The organism is Prosthecomicrobium pneumaticum, from assembly GCF_014199915.1.
GTDB classification, from domain to species: Bacteria; Pseudomonadota; Alphaproteobacteria; order Rhizobiales; family Kaistiaceae; genus Prosthecomicrobium; species Prosthecomicrobium pneumaticum.
Window position 1 is genome coordinate 181,512 of the sequence record NZ_JACHOO010000005.1, and the last position, 19,417, is coordinate 200,928.

General features: G+C 69.6%; 11 protein-coding genes. 6 read left to right on the top strand and 5 right to left on the bottom strand.

Features of this window, described 5'->3' with window-relative positions:
- Window positions 1–169 precede the first annotated feature (169 nt).
- Together acs and GGQ63_RS13110 are read left to right on the top strand one after the other, a co-directional pair.
- Entirely contained in the window at window positions 170–2,122 is a 1,953-nt protein-coding gene (gene acs / locus GGQ63_RS13105) for an acetate--CoA ligase (RefSeq protein ID WP_183856544.1), read from the top strand.
- A gap of 130 nt (window positions 2,123–2,252) precedes the next feature.
- Complete coding sequence (locus GGQ63_RS13110) at window positions 2,253–2,690, top strand: VOC family protein (RefSeq protein WP_183856546.1); 438 nt, start codon at window positions 2,253–2,255, stop codon at window positions 2,688–2,690.
- A 43-nt stretch (window positions 2,691–2,733) separates the two neighbouring features.
- On the opposite strand, the gene GGQ63_RS13115 is transcribed toward GGQ63_RS13110, so the two are convergent.
- From GGQ63_RS13115 to fsa, 3 genes are all read right to left on the bottom strand, one after another.
- On the bottom strand, window positions 2,734–3,537 hold the full coding sequence (locus GGQ63_RS13115; protein ID WP_183856548.1) for an exodeoxyribonuclease III: 804 nt from the start codon (window positions 3,535–3,537) through the stop codon (window positions 2,734–2,736).
- Between the two features lie 253 nt (window positions 3,538–3,790).
- A complete protein-coding gene (locus tag GGQ63_RS13120) occupies window positions 3,791–4,456 on the bottom strand; it encodes an outer-membrane lipoprotein carrier protein LolA (RefSeq protein ID WP_183856551.1) in 666 nt (221 codons plus the stop codon).
- A gap of 376 nt (window positions 4,457–4,832) precedes the next feature.
- Entirely contained in the window at window positions 4,833–5,489 is a 657-nt protein-coding gene (gene fsa / locus GGQ63_RS13125; protein WP_183856553.1) for a fructose-6-phosphate aldolase, read from the bottom strand.
- A gap of 106 nt (window positions 5,490–5,595) precedes the next feature.
- Here fsa and GGQ63_RS13130 point away from each other — a divergent pair, with 106 nt between their 5' ends.
- Window positions 5,596–7,764 carry a primosomal protein N' gene (locus GGQ63_RS13130; RefSeq protein ID WP_246429774.1) on the top strand — a complete coding sequence of 723 codons (2,169 nt, stop codon included), beginning with the start codon at window positions 5,596–5,598 and terminating at the stop codon, window positions 7,762–7,764.
- Window positions 7,765–8,690: 926 nt separating this feature from the next.
- Here GGQ63_RS13130 and GGQ63_RS13135 read toward each other — a convergent pair.
- Together GGQ63_RS13135 and GGQ63_RS13140 are read right to left on the bottom strand one after the other, a co-directional pair.
- Complete coding sequence (locus tag GGQ63_RS13135) at window positions 8,691–10,244, bottom strand: UxaA family hydrolase (RefSeq protein ID WP_183856557.1); 1,554 nt, start codon at window positions 10,242–10,244, stop codon at window positions 8,691–8,693.
- A 103-nt stretch (window positions 10,245–10,347) separates the two neighbouring features.
- Window positions 10,348–11,265, bottom strand: a complete 918-nt coding sequence (locus GGQ63_RS13140; protein ID WP_183856559.1) for a PfkB family carbohydrate kinase — start codon at window positions 11,263–11,265, stop codon at window positions 10,348–10,350.
- Window positions 11,266–11,582: 317 nt separating this feature from the next.
- Between GGQ63_RS13140 and GGQ63_RS13145 the strand changes: the two genes are divergently transcribed.
- The 3 genes from GGQ63_RS13145 to pyc all read left to right on the top strand — a co-directional run bounded on the left by GGQ63_RS13145 (window position 11,583) and on the right by pyc (window position 18,913).
- Window positions 11,583–13,166, top strand: coding sequence for an OpgD/OpgG family glucan biosynthesis protein (locus tag GGQ63_RS13145; RefSeq protein WP_183856561.1), 1,584 nt, complete (start codon window positions 11,583–11,585; stop codon window positions 13,164–13,166).
- The gene (gene mdoH / locus GGQ63_RS13150; protein WP_210308500.1) at window positions 13,154–15,364 is read left to right on the top strand and encodes a glucans biosynthesis glucosyltransferase MdoH; all 2,211 of its coding nucleotides are present in this window, start codon (window positions 13,154–13,156) and stop codon (window positions 15,362–15,364) included. Before GGQ63_RS13145 ends, mdoH begins: the two co-directional genes overlap by 13 nt.
- Before the next feature lie 102 nt (window positions 15,365–15,466).
- Window positions 15,467–18,913, top strand: coding sequence for a pyruvate carboxylase (gene pyc, locus GGQ63_RS13155; RefSeq protein WP_183856563.1), 3,447 nt, complete (start codon window positions 15,467–15,469; stop codon window positions 18,911–18,913).
- Window positions 18,914–19,417 lie beyond the last annotated feature (504 nt).

Consider the following 19,417-nt stretch of genomic DNA (forward strand, 5'->3'; position numbering starts at 1 on the left):
CAACCGCGCCGAAAACCGCGCGGCGAGGGGCGTTGCGACCATCCGGCGCAGGCCGGCGGGCGGGCGGCGCGACCAAAGTCGGAAGTTTGCCGCCTTGCTGGGGTCCGGCCGCTTCGCATAATAACGCGAAAGGCCGGCGACGGCCGGCCGCGAGGGAGGAAGCGGACCGATGCAGGACAAGATCCATCCCGTGCCCGCCGGCTGGGCGGAAAGCGCCCGGGTCGACGATGCCGCCTACCAGGCGATGTATCAGGAAGCGCTCGCCGATCCGAACGGCTTCTGGGGCCGTCAGGCGGCGCGGCTCGACTGGCTGAAGCCCTTCACCAAGGTGAAGAACACCTCCTATGCGCCGGGCGCCGTCTCGATCAAATGGTTCGAGGACGGTGCGCTCAACGTCTCGGCCAATTGCGTCGACCGGCACGTCGAGGCGCGCGGCGACAAGGTGGCGATCCTGTGGGAGGGCGACGATCCTTCCGAGAGCCGCAGGATCACCTATCGCGAGCTGCACCGCGAGGTGCAGGTGTTCGCGAACGTGCTCCTCTCGCTCGGCGTCGAGAAGGGCGACCGCGTCACCCTCTATATGCCGATGATCCCGGAGGCGGCCTTCGCGATGCTCGCCTGCGCCCGCATCGGCGCGATCCATTCGGTGGTGTTCGGCGGCTTCTCGCCGGACAGCCTCGCCGGCCGCATCTCCGACTGCCATTCGAAGCTCGTCATCACGGCCGACGAGGGCGTGCGCGGCGGCAGGAAGGTGCCGCTCAAGCACAACACCGACCTCGCTTTGACGAAGACCATCGGCGAGGAAAAGGTGCTCGTCGTGCGCCGCACCGGCGCCGAGGTGGCGATGCATGCCGGCCGAGACTTCTGGTATCACGAGGTGGCGGCAACCGTCTCCGAGGTCTGCCCGCCGGCCGAAATGAACGCCGAGGACCCGCTCTTCATCCTCTACACCTCCGGCTCGACCGGCCGGCCGAAGGGCGTGCTGCACACCTCGGGCGGCTATCTCCTCTGGGCCTCGCTCACCCATGAGCTCGTCTTCGACCTCAAGGAGGACGACGTCTTCTGGTGCACGGCCGATGTCGGCTGGGTGACCGGCCATTCCTACATCGTCTATGGCCCGCTCGCGAACGGCGCCACCACGGTGATGTTCGAGGGCGTGCCGAACTATCCGTCCGTGTCGCGCTGCTGGGAGGTGATCGACAAGCACGCGATCACCATTTTCTACACCGCGCCGACGGCGCTCCGGGCACTGATGCAGGCCGGCGACGAGCCGGTGAAGAAGACCTCGCGCGCCTCGCTGCGGCTGCTCGGCTCGGTCGGCGAGCCGATCAATCCGGAAGCCTGGGAATGGTATTGGCGGGTGGTCGGCGAAGGGCGCTGCCCGATCGTCGACACCTGGTGGCAGACCGAGACCGGCGGCATCCTGATCTCGCCGCTGCCGGGCGCCACCGATCTCAAGCCCGGCTCGGCGACGCGCCCCTTCTTCGGCGTGCAGCCGGCGATCGTCGACGGCGAGGGCAACATTCTCGAGGGCGCGACGGAGGGCAATCTCGTCCTGCTCGATTCCTGGCCGGGCCAGATGCGCACCGTCTATGGCGATCACGAGCGCTTCGAGCAGACCTATTTCTCGACCTACAAGAACATGTACTTCACCGGCGACGGCTGCCGGCGCGACGCCGACGGCTATTACTGGATCACCGGCCGGGTCGACGACGTGATCAACGTCTCGGGTCACCGCATGGGCACGGCCGAGGTCGAGAGCGCGCTCGTCTCCCACCCGAAGGTCTCGGAGGCCGCGGTGGTCGGCTATCCGCACGACATCAAGGGCCAGGGCATCTACGCCTATGTCACGCTGATGAAGGGCGAGGCGGGATCCGACGCGCTGAAGAAGGAGCTCGTCGGCTGGGTGCGGGCCGAGATCGGGCCGATCGCCTCGCCCGACCTGATCCAGTTCGCGCCCGGCCTGCCGAAGACGCGCTCCGGCAAGATCATGCGCCGGATCCTGAGGAAGATCGCCGAGGACGAATATGGCAGTCTCGGCGACACCTCGACGCTCGCCGATCCGGCGGTGGTCGACGACCTCGTCGCCAACCGGCAGAACCGCAAGCGCGCGCCCGCCTGAGACGAACCCGCCGTCCCGGCGGCATGGCGATCCGACGCGGCGATCGCGACGTCCCCTTGAACCCGGAGCATTCCCCGGGGTTTAACAAGGGGACGTCGCAGATGAGCGTCGAACGATCGGGAGACCCGCCATGCAAGGCATCACCGGCTATGGCCATGCCGGCCTGAAGGTGCGCGACATCGAGCGGTCGCTCGCCTTCTGGCGCGACCGGCTGGGGCTTTCGGAGATGATGCGGCTGCATCACGACGACGGCCGGTTGATGCTCGTCTATCTGCGCATCACCGACACGCAATATCTCGAACTGTTCCCGAACGGCGCCGACGAGACGGCACCGCCGGCGCACGCGACCGGCGTCAACCATCTCTGCCTGACCGTCGACGATCTCGACGAGGTCGTCGAGCGGATCGAGGCGGCCGGAATAAGTCTCACCATCCCGGTCAAGCTCGGCCTCGACGGCAACCGCCAGGCCTGGTTCGAGGATCCGGACGGCAACCGGATCGAACTGATGGAGATGGCGCCCGCCTCGCTTCAGGCAAAGGCGATCCGCCGCCTCGCCGCGGAGCGCTGAGGCGGTCGGCGCAGGGCGGCGGCGGCGCGCGCGGCCGGCCCGCTCAGGCCGACAGCGTGGCGATCACCGGCACATGGTCGGATGGACGCTGCCAGCCGCGCGCCGCGCGCACCACCTCGATACCGGCGAGCCGGGGGCCGAGCGGCGGCGTCACCCAGATGTGATCGAGCCGGCGGCCGCGATCGGAGGCCGCCCAGTCCTGCGCCCGGTAGCTCCACCAGGTGTAGAGCTTCTCCTCGATCGGCACGAAGCGGCGCACCGCGTCGATCCAGCCGCCGGCGATGCGGATCGCCTCCAGCCCCTCCGTCTCGACCGGGGTGTGCGAGACGACGTTGAGAAGTTGCCTGTGCGACCAGACGTCGGTCTCGTAGGGCGCGATGTTGAGGTCGCCGACGAGGATCGCCGGGCGGTCGGTCTCAGGACCGGTCAGCCAGTCGCGCATCTCGGCGATGAAACCGAGCTTGTGCGCGAATTTCGGGTTGATCGCAGGGTCAGGCTCGTCGCCGCCGGCCGGGACGTAGAAATTGTGCAGGGTGACCGGGCCACCGCGATCGTCGACGACGACGGCGATGTGGCGGGCGTCCTCGATGCCGTAGAAATAGCGCCGGCTCGTCTCGACGAAGGGCCGCTTCGAGACGATGGCGACGCCGTGATAGCCCTTCTGGCCGTGCACCACCTGATGGACATAGCCGAGCGCGCGCAAGGGCGCCGCCGGGAACTGATCGTCCCGGCACTTGATCTCCTGCAGGCACAGCACGTCGGGCCGCCAGCGCTCGAGAAAGTCGCGCACGAGGTCGATCCTGAGGCGGACGGAATTGATGTTCCAGGTGGCGATCGAGAGCGTCATGCGGCAAGCGGAACGGACGGAGGACGGGCGACTGCTTCTATCTCGCGGGCGGACAAAAGAAAACGCCCAGCCCCGGGGGGAGGCTGGGCGTTCGCGCTCTCGCGCTTGGCACCGCTTGTCGCGATGCCGGCGGGTCGTCCTCGGCGAGACGGGGGGCACTACCGATGTCAGAACGACCCGCTGTGACCAAAGAGATGGGGGGCGGCCGCGGCCTTTCAAGAGTTTCCCGATCACGGAATCGGGAGCGGTCCCGCTATTTGTTGGTGCCGGTGCGGAACCGGTAATAATCGATCTTGAAGTACTCGGGATCGGCCTTCTTGCCGGTCTCGACATTGTAGATGGCGACGGAGGTGTCGAGCCCCTGCGGGTCGGTCACCACCCACTGCTTGAGCTCATAGGTCTTGGCGTCGAAGATCAGGCGCAGCTTGCCGTCGCCGAAGGCGGATTCCTGCACCAGCACGAGGGTGATGAGATCGGGCTCCTCGATCACCTGGCGGACGATGTTGGCGGAGGTCAGGTCGATCCGGTCGGAGAGCAGATAGCGCAGCGGCGTCTTCGACAGCGGGTAGAGATCCTGCGTCATCATCGAGCGGTCCTGCACCGCCACCTGGCTGCCGTCGGCGATGACGTCCATCTTGACGGGCGCCTTGTAGTGGAAGCGGATCTTGCCCGGCCGCTCGATGAAGAAGACCCCTTCGGACTGCTCGCCATTCGGGCCGAACTGGATGAACTCGCCCTGCATCTGACGGATGCCGTCGAAATAGGTGTTGATCTTGCCGAGCGCCTCCTGCTGCTGCGGCGTGAACTGCGCCGCGGCGGGCAGGGCGGCGAGGAGCAGGACGAGGCAGGCGGCGGCAAACACACCGACGGCACCGCCAAAGCGGGTGGGCGAAAGGAGGCGGTCGGACAAGGGCGTCATCCCTGAAGCGTTTCGAGCGAGTTTCGGCCGCCAATCTAGGAACGGTTTCCGGCGATTTTTCGGCCCGCCGCCCAACGCCGCGGCGGCGCGCCGGTTGCCGTGCACGGCAGGAGGCTCTTCCTTCGCCGAAGGAAGGCCTTCACCCTGCCCTCTCCCGCGAGCGGGAGAGGGGATACCGAGCGGCGCACTCATCCGTTTCCGTTCGCCGATCCCACCCATCCCCGGCCGCCATTTCCACGCGACCGAAATCGCCCCCCTCTCCCGCGGGGCGGCAGCGGGGCGCGATGTCGCGGTGCGCGGGAGGAAGGGATCCCGGGCGATGCGCTCGTCCTTTCGACGCAGCGTCGGCCGCTGCGCGTGCCGGGAGGCGGCCGTGTCAGAGGATCGACTGGCCGGTCTTCTTCCAGTCGGCGACGAAGGCTTCGAGGCCCTTGTCGGTCAGCGGATGCTTGACGAGGCTCTTGATGACGGCCGGCGGCGCGGTGATCACGTCGGCGCCGGCGAGCGCCGACTGCTTGACATGGTTCGGCGAACGGATCGAGGCGGCGAGGATCTCGGTGCCGAAATCCGGGTAGTTGTCGTAGATCGTCCGGATCTCCTGGATCAGCTCCATGCCGTCGAGATGGATGTCGTCGAGCCGGCCGATGAAGGGGGAGATGAAGGTCGCGCCGGCCTTCGCGGCGAGCAGCGCCTGGTTGGCCGAGAAGCAGAGCGTGACATTGACCATCCGGCCCTCGGCCGAGAAGGTGCGGCAGGCCTTCAGCCCGTCCCAGGTGAGCGGCACCTTGATCGTCACGTTCTCGGCGATCCTCGCGAGCTCACGGCCCTCGGCGAGCATGCCCTCGTAATCCGTCGCGGCGACCTCGGCCGAAACCGGGCCCTCGACGATCTTGCAGATCTCGGCGATCACTTCCTTGAAGTTGCGGCCGGACTTCGCGATGAGCGACGGGTTGGTCGTGACGCCGTCGAGCAGGCCGGTCTCCGCCAGCTCGGCGATGTCGTTGATCTCCGCAGTGTCGACGAAGAACTTCATTTTGTGCTCCTTGGGCCTGCGCGGCCGGTCGTTTCCTATCGGGCTTTCCTTTATCCGAAATGGGGGCCATCGTCAGCCCGGATCAAGGGCGAAAGAGGAGCAGGCTTTGGACGTGCCGACCGTCTCGGTGCTCGTGCCGGTCGCGGTCGACACCTGTTACACGTACCGCGTCCCGCCGGGCATGGCGCTCGCGCCGGGCGATATCGTCGCCGTGCCGCTCGGCCCGCGCACGGTTCTCGGCGCCGTGTGGGACGATCCGGTCGATGGCTCGGTCGGCCATAACCGGCTGCGGCCGGTGGCGCATCGCTACGATGCCGCCCCGCTCGAGCGGTCGCTGCGCGCCTTCGTCGACTGGGTCGCCGCCTATACGCTCAATCCGCGCGGCATGGTGCTGCGCATGGTGCTGCGCAGCCCCCAGGCGCTCGAGGCGGAGCGGGCGCTGGCGCTTCTCGCCCGCATCGGCCCGCCGCCGGAACGGCTGACGCCGGCGCGCGAAAAAGTGCTCGCCGCGCTCGGCGCCGGCCCGCCCCGGTCGAAGGCGGCGCTCGCCGCCGCCGCCGGCGTTTCGCCCGGCGTCGTCGACGGCCTCGTCGCCGCGGGAACGCTCGGCCTCGTCGCCGTGAAGCCGCCGCCCGCCGTCGCCCCGCCCGATCCCGATCACGGCGCCCGGCCGCTCGGCCCGGAGCAGCGTGCCGCCGCCGATGCGCTGATGGCGGCGATCGGCACCGGCGGCTATTCGGTCAGCCTCGTCGACGGCGTCACCGGCTCGGGCAAGACCGAGGTCTATTTCGAGGCGATCGCGGCGACGCTGCGCAAGGGAGGGCAGGCGCTCGTCCTCCTGCCCGAGATCGCGCTCACCGGCGATTTCCTCGACCGTTTCGCCCGTCGCTTCGGTGCGCGGCCGGCCGAATGGCACTCCGAGGTGCCCGCGAAGAGCCGCGAGCGGGTCTGGCGCGGCGTCGCCGACGGCTCGATCCGGGCGGTCGCCGGCGCCCGCTCGGCGCTCTTCCTGCCCTTCTCCGCGCTCGGCCTGATCGTCGTCGACGAGGAGCACGACGCGGTCTACAAGCAGGACGAGGGCGTCAGCTATCACGCCCGCGACATGGCGATCGTGCGCGGCCATATCGCCGGCTTCCCCGTCGTGCTCTCCTCGGCGACCCCCTCGATCGAGAGCCGGGTCAACGCCGACGCCGGCCGCTACACGCGGATCGAGCTGAAGGGCCGCTTCGCCGCCGCACGGCTCCCCGAGATCCGTGCCGTCGACATGCGGCGCGATTCGCCCGAGCGCGGCCGCTTCCTCTCGCCCGTGCTCGCGACGGCGCTCGCCGAGACGCTGGCGGCGAAGGCGCAGAGCCTCCTCTTCCTCAACCGCCGCGGCTACGCCCCGCTGACCCTCTGCCGCGCCTGCGGCCACCGCTTCCAGTGCCCGAACTGCTCGACCTGGCTCGTCGAGCACCGCTTCCGCGGCGTGCTCGCCTGCCATCATTGCGGCCACAGCGAGCGGCGGCCGGACCGCTGCCCGAACTGCGACGCGGAAGACAGCCTCGTCGCCTGCGGCCCCGGCGTCGAGCGGATCGCCGAGGAGGCGGCGGCGCTCCTGCCCGAGGCGCGGATCACCGTGCTGTCGAGCGATCTCTTCGGCGTCCGCGAGATGCGCCAGCAATTGGAGGCGATCCGCACCGGCGGGGTCGACATCGTGATCGGCACGCAGCTCGTCGCGAAGGGGCACAATTTCCCGCTCCTGTCGCTCGTCGGCGTCGTCGATGCCGATATCGGCCTCGCCCATGGCGATCCGCGCGCCGCCGAGCGGACCTTCCAGCTGCTCGCCCAGGTGACCGGCCGTGCCGGTCGCGCCGGCGGCGAGAGCCGGGCGCTCGTCCAGACCTATGCGCCCGAACATCCGGTGATCGCGGCGATCGTCGCCGGCGACCGCGAGGCGTTCTATGCGCGCGAGATCGCCGAGCGGCGGCGCACCCAATTGCCGCCTTTCGGCCGGCTCGCCGGCATCGTCGTCTCGGGCGACGACCGGGCCTCGGCCCATGGCTATGCGACGGCGCTCCGCCGTGCCGCGGAGGAGGGCGGGCCGATCCTGGTGCTCGGCCCGTCGGAGGCGCCGCTCGCCGTGGTGCGCGGCCGCCACCGCTTCCGCCTGCTCGTCCAGGCGCCGCGCGCCGCCGACCTGCAGGGCTATATCCGCGCCTGGCTCGCCCGCGCCGAACCGCCGCGCGGCGGCGTCCGTGTCCAGGTCGACATCGACCCGCAGAGTTTCATGTGAAGGCGGGCGCCTCTCCCCTGACGGCGGCGGCCCGAGGCCCGGCCCTCTCACCAAGGGCCGTCACCCCGGCCTCCGTGCCGGGGTCCATAATCGTGACGCGGGGCAGCGGCCCGAGCGCCGCTCCCAGCCACCCCCCACCCTGGCCCTCCCCCACAAGGGGGGAGGGAAACTGCACACCGCCACCGCCGCCCCACAGCCCGTCGTCCTCGCGTCGGCGGGCATCCCTCAGGCCGACCCGCCCTCTGTTTCAGGGATCCCCGCCTCCGCGGGAATGACGGAGGGGGCGGACCTGCCAGAGGCGCCGACCCGCACGATTATGGATGCCGGCACGAAGGCCGGCATGACGGGCGGAGGGGGCTGTTCGAGGAACGGCAGCACGCGATCCGGGAGCGGCAGCCTCCCTCCCCCTTTTCCGGGAGGGCCGTGGGGTTGGGGGGTGACACCGCCGCAGGCGAAGCTCCGGCTCCCCGAGAACCCCCGTCACCCCGGCCTCCGTGCCGGGGTCCATAATCGTGACGCCGGGCTACCGGAGCGCCCGCCGCCACTCCGCACCCGTCGTCCCGGGCGAGGCGAAGGCGAGACCCGGGACCCGTCAAGTCGGGCAACCCTCTCGGAACGCGCGAGCCGGCCCGGTGCGATGGACTCCGGCTTCCGCCGGGGTGACGGGTGGAGAGGACCGCTCCCACACCGCCGACCCGCACGGTTATGGATGCCGGCACGAAGGCCGGCATGACGGTTGGAGGGGCATGCTCGAAGAACGGCAGCACGCGATCCGGGAGCGGCCGCCTCCCTCACCCCTTGTGGGGGAGGGTCGGGGTGGGGGGTGAAGACGCCGCAGCCGGAGGCGCGCCCCCGCCAGAGCATCCGTCACCCCGGCACGGAGGGCGGCCCGACGGCGGGAGAGGAGGCCGGGCCGCCCGCCGTCGTCACATCACCGCGCCGATCTGCCAGGGCACGAACTCCGCATCGCCATAGCCGAGCGCTTCCGACTTCGACTTCTCGCCCGAGGCGACGGCGATGATCTTCTCGAAGATCTCGCGGCCCTTCGCCTCGATCGAGACGCCGTCGAGGATGTCGCCGCAATTGACGTCCATGTCCTCGGTCATGCGGGCATAGAGGTCGCTGTTGGTGGCGAGCTTGATCGAGGGGGTCGGCTTGTAGCCGGCCGCCGAGCCGCGGCCCGTCGTGAAGGCGATCATGTTGCAGCCCGAGGCGATCTGACCGGTCACCGAGGCCGGGTCGTAGCCGGGGCTGTCCATATAGACGAAGCCGTGCGTGGTGATCGGCTCGGCATATTTGTAGACGCCGCGCAGCGTCGCCGTGCCGCCCTTCGCCGCCGCGCCGAGCGACTTCTCGAGAATGGTGGTGAGGCCGCCCGCCTTGTTGCCCGGCGAGGGGTTGTTGTTCATCTCGCCCTGGTTGCGCTCGGTATAGTCTTCCCACCATTTGATCAGGTCGACGAGCTTCTCGCCGACCGCCCGGTCAGCCGCGCGGCGGGTGAGCAGATGCTCGGCGCCGTAGATCTCCGGCGTCTCGGAGAGCACGGTGGTCGCGCCCTCCCTGACGAGCAGGTCGGAGGCGTGGCCGAGCGCCGGATTGGCGGTGATGCCGGAATAGCCGTCCGAGCCGCCGCACTGCAGGCCGAGCTTGATCTCGGCGACCGGAATGCTGGTGCGCCGCGCCGCATTCGCCGCCGGCAGCATCTCCTTGATCATCGCGATGCCGTGCTCGACCGTCTTGCGGGTGCCGCCGGTCTCCTGGATCGTCATGGTGCGGAAGCCCTCGTGCTCCGACAGGCCGTACTGCTTGACGAGGCGGGGGATCTGGAACACCTCGCAGCCCAGCCCGACGACGAGCACGCCGGCGAGGTTGGGGTGGTTCGCATAGCCCCACTGGGTACGCTCGAGCGTCTCATAGCCCTCGCCCGAGCCGCCCATGCCGCAGCCCGTGCCGTGCACGAAGGAGACGACGCCGTCGACATTGGGGAAGGCGTCGAGCAGGCCGCGGGTGTTGAACTGTTCCGCGATGAACCGGGCGACGGTCGCCGAGCAGTTCACGCTCGTCAGGATGCCGATATAGTTGCGCGTGCCGACCTTGCCGTTCGAGCGGCGATAGCCCTCGAAGGTGCGCCGCTCGGCCTCGGGAACCAGGCCGTCGTCGCGCGCGCCTTCCGCGAAGCGGTAGTCGCGGTCGAAATCGTGCATGCCGCAATTGTGCTCGTGGATCCAGGCGCCGGGTGCGATGCCCGCCTTCGCGAAGCCGATGATCTGGCCGAACTTCAGCACCGGCCCGCCTTCCGGGATGCCGCGCACCGCCATCTTGTGGCCCTTCGGAATGCGCTCCGACGCGGTCACGCCCTCGGCGACACCGCCCGGCATGATGGTGTCGATCGCCACGATCACATTGTCGTCGGCATGGAGCCGCAGCACGCGCGGGGTCGAGGACCGGGCGGCGGCCGGCGGGGTGGCGAGGTCGGTCATGAGGCGAAACCCATCGTCTGTTTTTTATCGACAAGAACCAGATCGCGACGGCAAGCGGCGCACCGGGCTGATCGCCCCCGGTTACCTTAGAATGATGGTGAAGTCACGACGCCGGCGCAATGCCGGCGAGCGCGATCTCGATCTCGGCGCGCTGCGGAAAGCTCGGCTGCGCACCCTCCTTCGTGCAGGCGAGCGCGCCCGCGACCACCGCATGGCGCAGCGCCGCCGCGAGATCGGCGCCCTCGTCGAGCAGCGCGGCGAGCACGCCGGCGAAGGTATCGCCCGCGCCCGTCGTGTCGACCGGCGTCACCGGCATCGAGGGCAGGCTCCAGAACCCGCCATCCGCGGTCGCGGCGAGCGCGCCCTCGGCGCCGCGGGTGACGACGAGGGTGCGGTCGAGTTCGGCGGCGAGCGCCCGGATGCGCGTCTCGAGCCCCGCTTCCGGAATGGCGTGATGGCGGGCGAGCGCATCCGCCTCGCCCTCGTTGACGAGGATCATGTCGACCGCCGCGAAGGCGTCGCGGTCGAGCGGCGTGAAGGGGGCGATCGACAGCATCACCCGCGCGCCTTCCGCCTTGGCGCGGCGTGCGACCGCCTCCGCCTCGGCCCACGGCACCTCCATCTGCAGCATCAGCGTGTCGCCGGGCGCGAAGGCGCCCTCCGGCAGCGCCGCGGCGGTTAGCCGCGCATTGCTGCCGGGGGCGATGACGATCGTGTTCTCGCCGTGCCGGTCGACGGTGATGATCGCCATGCCGCTCGTCGTGCCTTCGGTGGCGACCGCGGAAAGGTCGACGCCAGCCGCAGACAGTTCCGCGAGCGCGGCCGCCGCCATGTCGTCGCGGCCCACCGCGCCGACCATGCGCACGGCCGCGCCGGCGCGGCGCGCCGCGAGCGCCTGGTTGGCACCCTTGCCGCCCGGGATCAGCCGATAGTCCGAGCCCTTGACGGTCTCGCCGGGGCGCGGCAGCGCCTCGACCCGACAGACCAGATCGATGTTGATGGAGCCGAATACCGTGATCACCGCGACCTCCCGAAGCGGCGCCATCCTAAAGCCCGATATCCGGCTTGTCATGCTGCGGCGGCGGACACGAAAATGGCCCGCGGCGCGCGCCGGGACCACTTCGCAAGCGCAAAAATGACGCTACACTCTCCGTCGTCTCGATCGCTTTGTCCGCCCAGTTGCCCGCCGGGGGCGGCGGCCCGGGCTGCGCCGCCGGAGGACGGGCGCCCGCCAGTCGACCCGCCCGGTCAAATCGGCTAGGTGGGCACGGTTGGTGCAACCTTCATCACCATCGCTTATTGAACGTTCGCCGCGCTCAGGCCGAAGCCACGGAAGACATGACAACGCCCTCGACCAGCCTCACGCGCCGCCGTCTCCTGGCGTCCTCCGCCGCCGCGGCGACGCTCGCAGCGGCCGGCTTCCCCGTGCCCTTCGCGGCCGCGCAGGATCGTCCTGCTGCGGCGCAATATGCGGTGGACGGAGCATTCAACCGCTCGACCGTGACCGAAATCGCCCGCCGTCTGGCGCGCGAGCCGTTCGCAGCGCCCGAATCGCGCCTGCCGGACGTGCTGCAGAACCTCACCTATGACCAGTATCGCGACATCCGCTTCAAGCCGGACGCGGCGATCTGGCGGAACGACCGGCTGCCCTTCCAGCTCCAGCTCTTCCACCCGGGCTTCTATTTCAAGGAGCCGGTCGAGATCGCCATCGTCGCCGATGGCCAGGCGAGGCACTTCCCCTATTCGACCGAGCTGTTCGATTTCGGCCCGCTGGTGCCGAAGGGCATTCCGAACAGCGACCTGGGCTTCTCCGGCCTGCGCGTGCACGGCACGATCAATCGGCCGGATTATTACGACGAGGTGCTCGTCTTCCAGGGCGCGAGCTATTTCCGCTCGCTCGGCCGCGGCCAGGTCTACGGCATCTCCGCCCGCGGCCTCGCGCTCAAGACCGCCGATGCGCAGGGCGAGGAGTTCCCGATCTTCCGCGCCTTCTGGGTCGAGACGCCGGTCGTCGCCTCCGAGACCATCGTCATCCATGCGCTCCTCGACAGCCCGAGCGTTTCCGGCGCCTATCGCTTCACCGTGCGGCCCGGCATGCCGACGGTGATCGATGTCGAGACGACGCTTTTCGCCCGCGCGGATCTGACCAAGATCGGCTTCGCACCGGGCACGAGCATGTACTATTTCGGCCCCAACGACCGCGCCGGCATTGACGACTTCCGGCCCGAGGTGCACGATTCCGACGGCCTGCTGATGTTGAACGGCCGCGGCGAACGGCTGTGGCGTCCGCTCGCCAACCCGGCCGATCTGCAGATCTCCGCCTTCGTCGATGTCGGCCCGCGCGGCTTCGGTCTCCTGCAGCGCGACCGCGACTATACGAGCTACCAGGACCTCGAGGCGGGTTACGAGCGCCGGCCGAGCCTGTGGGTCGAGCCGGTCGGCGACTGGGGCCGCGGCTTCGTCACCCTGGTCGAGATCCCGACCAACTCCGAGATCCACGACAACATCGTCGCCTATTGGGCGCCGAGCGAGCCGATCGCCGCGGGCGGCGAGTTCTCCTTCGCCTATCGCCTCTCCTGGGGCGGGGATCCGGCCTTCGAGGCCGGCGGCATGGTGGTCGACGAGACCCGCATCGGGCGCGTCGCGATCGACGGCAACGATCCGCGCCGCCGCTTCGTCGTCGACTATCGCTGTGTCGCCCCGCTCGACGGCCGGCCGGCGCCCCCGCCGACCGCCAAGGTGACGGCCTCGAAGGGCAAGATCGCCAATGTCGTCGTCATCCCCAACCCGACCATCACCGAGGGCTGGCGGGTCAGCTTCGAACTCGATCCGGAAGACGCCAATCTGATCGAGCTGCGCAACGAGATGACCTTCCCCGACGACCGGCCCGCGGAGACCTGGGTCTATCGATGGACGCTGTGATCGCTTTCCCGAGCGGATTGCCGGTCAGGGGCGAAGCGGTCGCGGCGCCCGAGGCGGAGGATTCGCCGGCGGAAGGCCGCCTTCCCGGCCCGCCGCGGCCGGGCATGCCGCCGGAGCAGCGCGCCGACATGCCGGCGCAGTCGCTCTGGCGCTTCTCGCGCCGGCGCCGGCGCCGCTTCGCCGACCGGGCGCGCTCGCGCTCCTCCTTCCTGCGCCGCTTTCTCGTGCTCGGCAGCGCCGTGCTCCTCGTCGGCCTCGCCGTCTACGAGATGGAGCAGGTGCTCGCCGTCGCCGGGCTGACCCCGGTGGAGGTCCTGGTCCTCGTCCTCTTCGCGATCAATTTCGGCTGGATCGCGCTCGCCTGCACGAGCGGCATCGCCGGCTACCTCGCGATCGTGCGCCGCCTCGGCCGCGCGGCGCGCACCCCCGCCGGCCCGCTCGGCACCCGCACCGCCATGGTGATGCCGACCTATAACGAGGATCCCTCGCGCATCTTCGCCGCCATCGAGGCGATGGCGCTCGGCGTCGACGCCCTTGGCCAGGGCCCCGCCTATGACTGGTTCGTGCTGTCCGACACCACCGATCCGGAGGTCGCCCTCGCCGAGGAGGCGGCCGTCGCCGCGGCGCGCGAGCGGCTCGCCGGCAAGGCCGAGATCTTCTATCGCCGCCGCCGCCGCAACGTCGCCCGCAAGGCCGGCAACGTCGCCGATTTCTGCCGCCGCTGGGCGAGCGCCTACGACCACATGCTCGTCCTCGACGCCGACAGCCTGATGGCACCCGAGACGATCGTCGAGCTGACCCGGCGGATGGAGGAGGACCCCGATGCCGGCCTCATCCAGACCATTCCGGCGCTCGTCGGTGGAACGACGCTGATCGCCCGCATCCAGGCCTTCGCCACCCGCATCTACGGTCCGGTCGTCGGCTCCGGCCTCGCCTGGTGGACGCAGTCCGAGGGCAATTACTGGGGCCACAACGCGATCATCCGCACCCGCGCCTTCATCGAGGCGGCCGGCCTGCCCGATCTGCCCGGCAAGCCGCCGCTCGGCGGCCATATTCTCAGCCACGATTTCGTCGAGGCGGCGCTGATCCGCCGTGCCGGCTGGACGGTGCGGATCGCCGACGACCTGCCCGGCTCCTATGAGGAGTGCCCGCCGACCATCATCGACCTCGCCATCCGCGACCGCCGCTGGTGCCAGGGCAATCTGCAGCACATGCTCGTGGTGCCGGCCCGCGGCCTGCACTGGATCAGCCGGCTGCATCTGATGATGGGCATCGGCTCCTATGTCGCCTCGCCCTTCTGGCTGCTCCTGATCCTCGCCGGCCTCGCGCTCGCCCTGCAGGCGCATTTCATCCGGCCGGAGTACTTCTCCGACGAGTTCCAGCTCTTCCCGACCTGGCCGGTGATCGACGCGGAGCGGGCGCTGCGCCTCTTCGGCCTCACCCTCCTCGTCCTCTTCACGCCGAAGATCCTCGGCGTCCTCGTGTTCCTGCGCGACCGCGCGGCGCGCCGCGCGGTCGGCACCGGCCGCCTGATCGGCAGCGTGCTGTTCGAAGTGGTCCTCTCGGCGCTCGTCGCACCGATCATGATGCTGGTCCACACCGGCTGCATCGTCTCGATCATCACCGGCCGCGACACCGGCTGGAAGCCGCAGCGGCGCGACGATGGCGGCGTGCCGATCGCGGAGGTGCTGATGCGCCATCGCTGGCATGTCCTGTCGGGCATCGCACTGCTCTTCGCCGCCTGGCTCGATTCGCTCATCCTCGTCGCCTGGCTGTCGCCGGCGATCCTCGGCCTGCTGCTCGCCGTGCCGATCTCCTCGGCGACCGGATCGCGTCGCATCGGTGCCTTCTTCCGCGGCATCGGCATCCTGCGCACGCCCGAGGAGGCGGCGCGGCCGCCGATCCTCGACGCCGCCTTCGTCGCCCGGCCGGCCTATGAGGCGGCCGTCGCCGCGAAGCCCGATCTCGCCGCGATCGCCGCCGATCCGCAGGCGAGAGCCGCCCATCTGGCGCTCGTCGACGCCCTTCCGGCGCGCAAGCGCGGCGCCGTCGATGCCGTCGAGGCGCTCGCCATCGCCCGCATCGGCGAGGCGACCTCGCTGCCCGAAGCGATCTCCTTCCTCTCCCGGGAAGAGCGCGCCACGGTGATCGCCACCCCGGCTCTCCTCGAACGGCTGGGTGCGCTTCCCGCGGCGTGAAGCTTGCATCGCACGAGCCGTTTCGCGCGCGCTTGTTCGCGCCTGCACAATGCCGCTAAGTTCGATCCGGAAACGGGTTTCCATCGGGGGCCGACGGGAAACATGGTGAAGATCAACAGCCTTCTGGTCGCCAATCGCTCGGAGATCGCGATTCGCGTCTTCCGCGCCGCAAACGAGCTCGGGCTCCGGACCGTGGCGATCTATGCGGAGGAGGACAAGCTCGCCCTCCACCGCTTCAAGGCGGACGAGGCCTATCAGGTCGGCAAGGGCAAGGGCCCGATCGAGGCCTATCTCGACATCGCCGACATCATCCGCGTCGCCCGCGAGGCGAAGGTCGACGCCATCCATCCCGGCTACGGCCTCTTGTCGGAGAGCCCGGAATTCGCCGAGGCCTGCGCCGAGGCCGGCATCGTCTTCATCGGGCCGAGCCCGGCGACGATGCGCATGCTCGGCAACAAGGTCGCGGCCCGCAATCTCGCCATCGCCGCCGGCGTGCCGGTGATGCCGGCGACCGATCCGCTCCCCGACGACATGGAGACGGTGAAGGCGGAGGCGAAGCGGATCGGCTATCCGGTCATGCTGAAGGCCTCCTGGGGCGGCGGCGGTCGCGGCATGCGCGTCATCCGCGACGAGGAGACCCTGCTGCGCGAGGTGCTGACCGCCAAGCGCGAGGCGCGCGCCGCCTTCGGCAAGGACGAGGTCTATCTCGAAAAGCTCGTCGAGCGCGCCCGCCATGTCGAGGTGCAGATCCTCGGCGACCGGCACGGCACGATCGTCCACCTCTTCGAGCGCGACTGTTCGGTGCAGCGCCGCCACCAGAAGGTCGTCGAGCGCGCCCCCGCCCCCTATCTTTCGCAGGGCGAGCGCGACGAGATCACCGGCTATGGCGTGCAGATCGCCCGGGCGGCCGACTATTACGGCGCCGGCACGGTCGAGTTCCTGATGGATTCCGACACCGGCGCCTTCTATTTCATCGAGGTCAATCCGCGCATCCAGGTCGAGCACACGGTGACCGAACAGGTCACCGGCATCGATATCGTCAAGGCGCAGATCGCGATCGCCGAAGGCGCGGCGATCGGCACGCCGCAGAGTGGCGTGCCGGCGCAGGAGAGCATCCGGCTCAACGGCCACGCGCTGCAGTGCCGCATCACCACCGAGGATCCGGACAACAATTTCATCCCCGATTACGGCCGCATCACCGCCTATCGCGGCGCCTTCGGTTTCGGCATCCGCGTCGACGGCGGCACCGCCTATTCGGGCGCGGTGGTCACCCGCTTCTACGATCCGCTGCTCGAGAAGGTCACCGCCTGGGCGCCCACCGCCGAGGAGACGATCCGCCGGATGAACCGGGCACTGCGCGAATTCCGCATCCGCGGCGTCGCGACCAATCTCGCCTTCCTGGAGGCGATCGTCGGTCATCCGAAATTCCGCGACAATTCCTACACCACCCGCTTCATCGACGAGACGCCGGAACTGTTCGGCCAGGGCAAGCGCCGCGACCGCGCGACCAAGCTCCTCACCTATATCGCCGACGTGACGGTGAACGGCCATCCCGAGACGCGCGGCCGCGAGAAGCCGTCGAAGGACGCGCTCGCCGTCGTCGTGCCGAACTTCCCGGCCGAGCCGGCGCCCGGCACCAAGCAATATCTCGAGGCGCACGGCGCCGAGGCGCTCGCGAAGTGGATGCGGGCGGAGACCCGCGTGCTCGTCACCGACACGACGATGCGCGACGCACACCAGTCGCTGCTCGCCACCCGCATGCGCACGCACGACATCGCCGCGATCGCCGAATCCTATGCGCGCGGCCTGCCGGGCCTCTTCAGCCTCGAATGCTGGGGCGGCGCGACCTTCGACGTCGCGATGCGCTTCCTCACCGAGGATCCCTGGGAGCGGCTGGCGCTGGTGCGCGAAAAGGCGCCGAACATCCTGCTGCAGATGCTGCTGCGCGGGGCGAACGGCGTCGGCTACACCAATTACGCCGACAATGTCGTCAAGTTCTTCGTCCGCCAGGCGGCGCAGGGCGGCATCGACGTCTTCCGCGTCTTCGATTGCCTGAACTGGGTCGAAAACATGCGCGTCTCGATGGACGCGGTGCGCGAGGAGGGCAGGGTCCTCGAGGCGGCGATCTGTTACACCGGCGACATCCTCGATCCCGACCGGGCGAAATACGATCTCAAATACTATGTCGCGCTGGCGAAGGAGCTGGAGGCGGCGGGGGCCCACATCATCGGCCTCAAGGACATGGCGGGCCTGCTGAAGCCCGCCGCGGCGAAGGCGCTGATCGGCGCGCTGCGGCAGGAGACCGACCTGCCGATCCACTTCCACACCCACGACACCTCGGGCATCGCCGCCGCCACCGTGCTCGCCGCGGTCGATGCCGGCGTCGACGCGGTCGATGCGGCGATGGACGCGCTGTCCGGCCTCACCTCGCAGCCCTGCCTCGGCTCGATCGTCGAGGCGCTCAAGCGGACCGAGCGCGATACCGGGCTCGACAGCCTCGCCATCCGCAGGATCTCCTTCTACTGGGAGGCGGTACGCGCCCAGTACCGGGCCTTCGAAAGCGACCTGAAGGCCGGCGCTTCGGAAGTCTATCTGCACGAGATGCCGGGCGGCCAGTTCACCAATCTGAAGGAGCAGGCCCGCTCGCTCGGTCTCGACACACGCTGGCACGAGGTGGCGCAGACCTATGCCGACGTGAACCGGATGTTCGGCGATATCGTCAAGGTGACGCCGTCCTCGAAGGTGGTCGGAGACATGGCCCTCCTGATGGTGTCCTCGGGCCTTTCGACCGCCGACGTGCTCGATCCGAAGAAGGACATCGCCTTCCCGGATTCGGTCGTGCAGATGATGCGCGGCGATCTCGGCCAGCCCCCCGGCGGCTGGCCGAAGGACATCCAGGCGAAGGTGCTGAAGGGCGAGGCGGGCTCGACCGCCCGGCCCGGCGCGCTGATCCCCGCCGCCGATCTCGAGGCGGAACGCCGCGCCGCGAAGGAGAAGGCGGGCAATGGCGACGTCGACGACTTCGCCCTCGCCGCCTACCTCATGTATCCGAAGGTGTGGACCGATTTTGCGAAGGCGAGCGACACCTACGGCCCGGTCTCCGTACTGCCGACCCCGGTCTATTTCTACGGCCTGCCGGTCGGCGAGGAGATCATGGTCGAGCTGGAGCGCGGCAAGACCATGGTGGTCCGCACGCAGGCGATCAGCGAGACGGATGTCGAGGGCCAGATCAAGGTCTTCTTCGAGCTGAACGGGCAGCCCCGCGTCATCAAGGTGCCGAACCGTTCTTCGGCGGCCGCGAGCACGGCGCGCCGCAAGGCCGAGGACGGCAATGCGAACCATGTCGCCGCGCCGATGCCGGGCATCGTCTCGACGCTCGCCGTCGCCGCCGGCCAGGCGGTCAAGGCGGGCGACGTGCTCCTGTCGATCGAGGCGATGAAGATGGAGACGGCGCTCCACGCCGACCGGGACGGCACGATCGCCGAGGTGCTGGTCAAGGCCGGCAGCCCGATCGACGCCAAGGACCTGCTGATCGTCTTCGCGGCATAGGCCGGAAGCCCTCTCCCCACTCGGCTCGGCTGTTGCCGAGCCGAGCGTGGAAAAGGCGAAGTCGGCAGCAGCCGACTTCGCTCGCGGGAGAGGGAGGCGGCGTCGGTCGCGTGGAAATGGCGGCCGAAGATGGCCGGATCGGCGAACGGAAACGGATGAGAGCGCCGCCCGGCTTCCCCTCTCCCGCAAGCGGGAGAGGGGGGCCGCCACCGCGTGCCCGAAACGGTGGCCGACGATGGCCGCACCGGCGAACGGAACCGGATGAGAGCGCCGCCGGGCTACCCCTCTCCCGCCCCGCGGGAGAGGGCAGGGTGAGGGCCTTCCTTCGGCAGGCGAGAAGAGCCACCCTCACCCTTCCGGCCTACGGGTCTCGGTCGCTTGCGCTCCCTGCGACGCCAAGGCCGGAAGCCCTCTCCCGCAAGCGGGAGAGGGGGGCCGCCACCGCGTGCCCGAAACGGTGGCCGACGATGGCCGCACCGGCGAACGGAACCGGATGAGAGCGCC

Coding starts and splice junctions, on each gene's coding strand:
- GGQ63_RS13120 (WP_183856551.1), bottom strand. CDS start 4,456: ATGACGCCCTTGTCCGACCGCCTCCTTTCGCCCACCCGCTTTGGCGGT.
- GGQ63_RS13145 (WP_183856561.1), top strand. CDS start 11,583: ATGACAACGCCCTCGACCAGCCTCACGCGCCGCCGTCTCCTGGCGTCC.
- pyc (WP_183856563.1), top strand. CDS start 15,467: ATGGTGAAGATCAACAGCCTTCTGGTCGCCAATCGCTCGGAGATCGCG.
- GGQ63_RS13110 (WP_183856546.1), top strand. CDS start 2,253: ATGCAAGGCATCACCGGCTATGGCCATGCCGGCCTGAAGGTGCGCGAC.
- GGQ63_RS13115 (WP_183856548.1), bottom strand. CDS start 3,537: ATGACGCTCTCGATCGCCACCTGGAACATCAATTCCGTCCGCCTCAGG.
- acs (WP_183856544.1), top strand. CDS start 170: ATGCAGGACAAGATCCATCCCGTGCCCGCCGGCTGGGCGGAAAGCGCC.
- GGQ63_RS13135 (WP_183856557.1), bottom strand. CDS start 10,244: ATGACCGACCTCGCCACCCCGCCGGCCGCCGCCCGGTCCTCGACCCCG.
- mdoH (WP_210308500.1), top strand. CDS start 13,154: ATGGACGCTGTGATCGCTTTCCCGAGCGGATTGCCGGTCAGGGGCGAA.
- fsa (WP_183856553.1), bottom strand. CDS start 5,489: ATGAAGTTCTTCGTCGACACTGCGGAGATCAACGACATCGCCGAGCTG.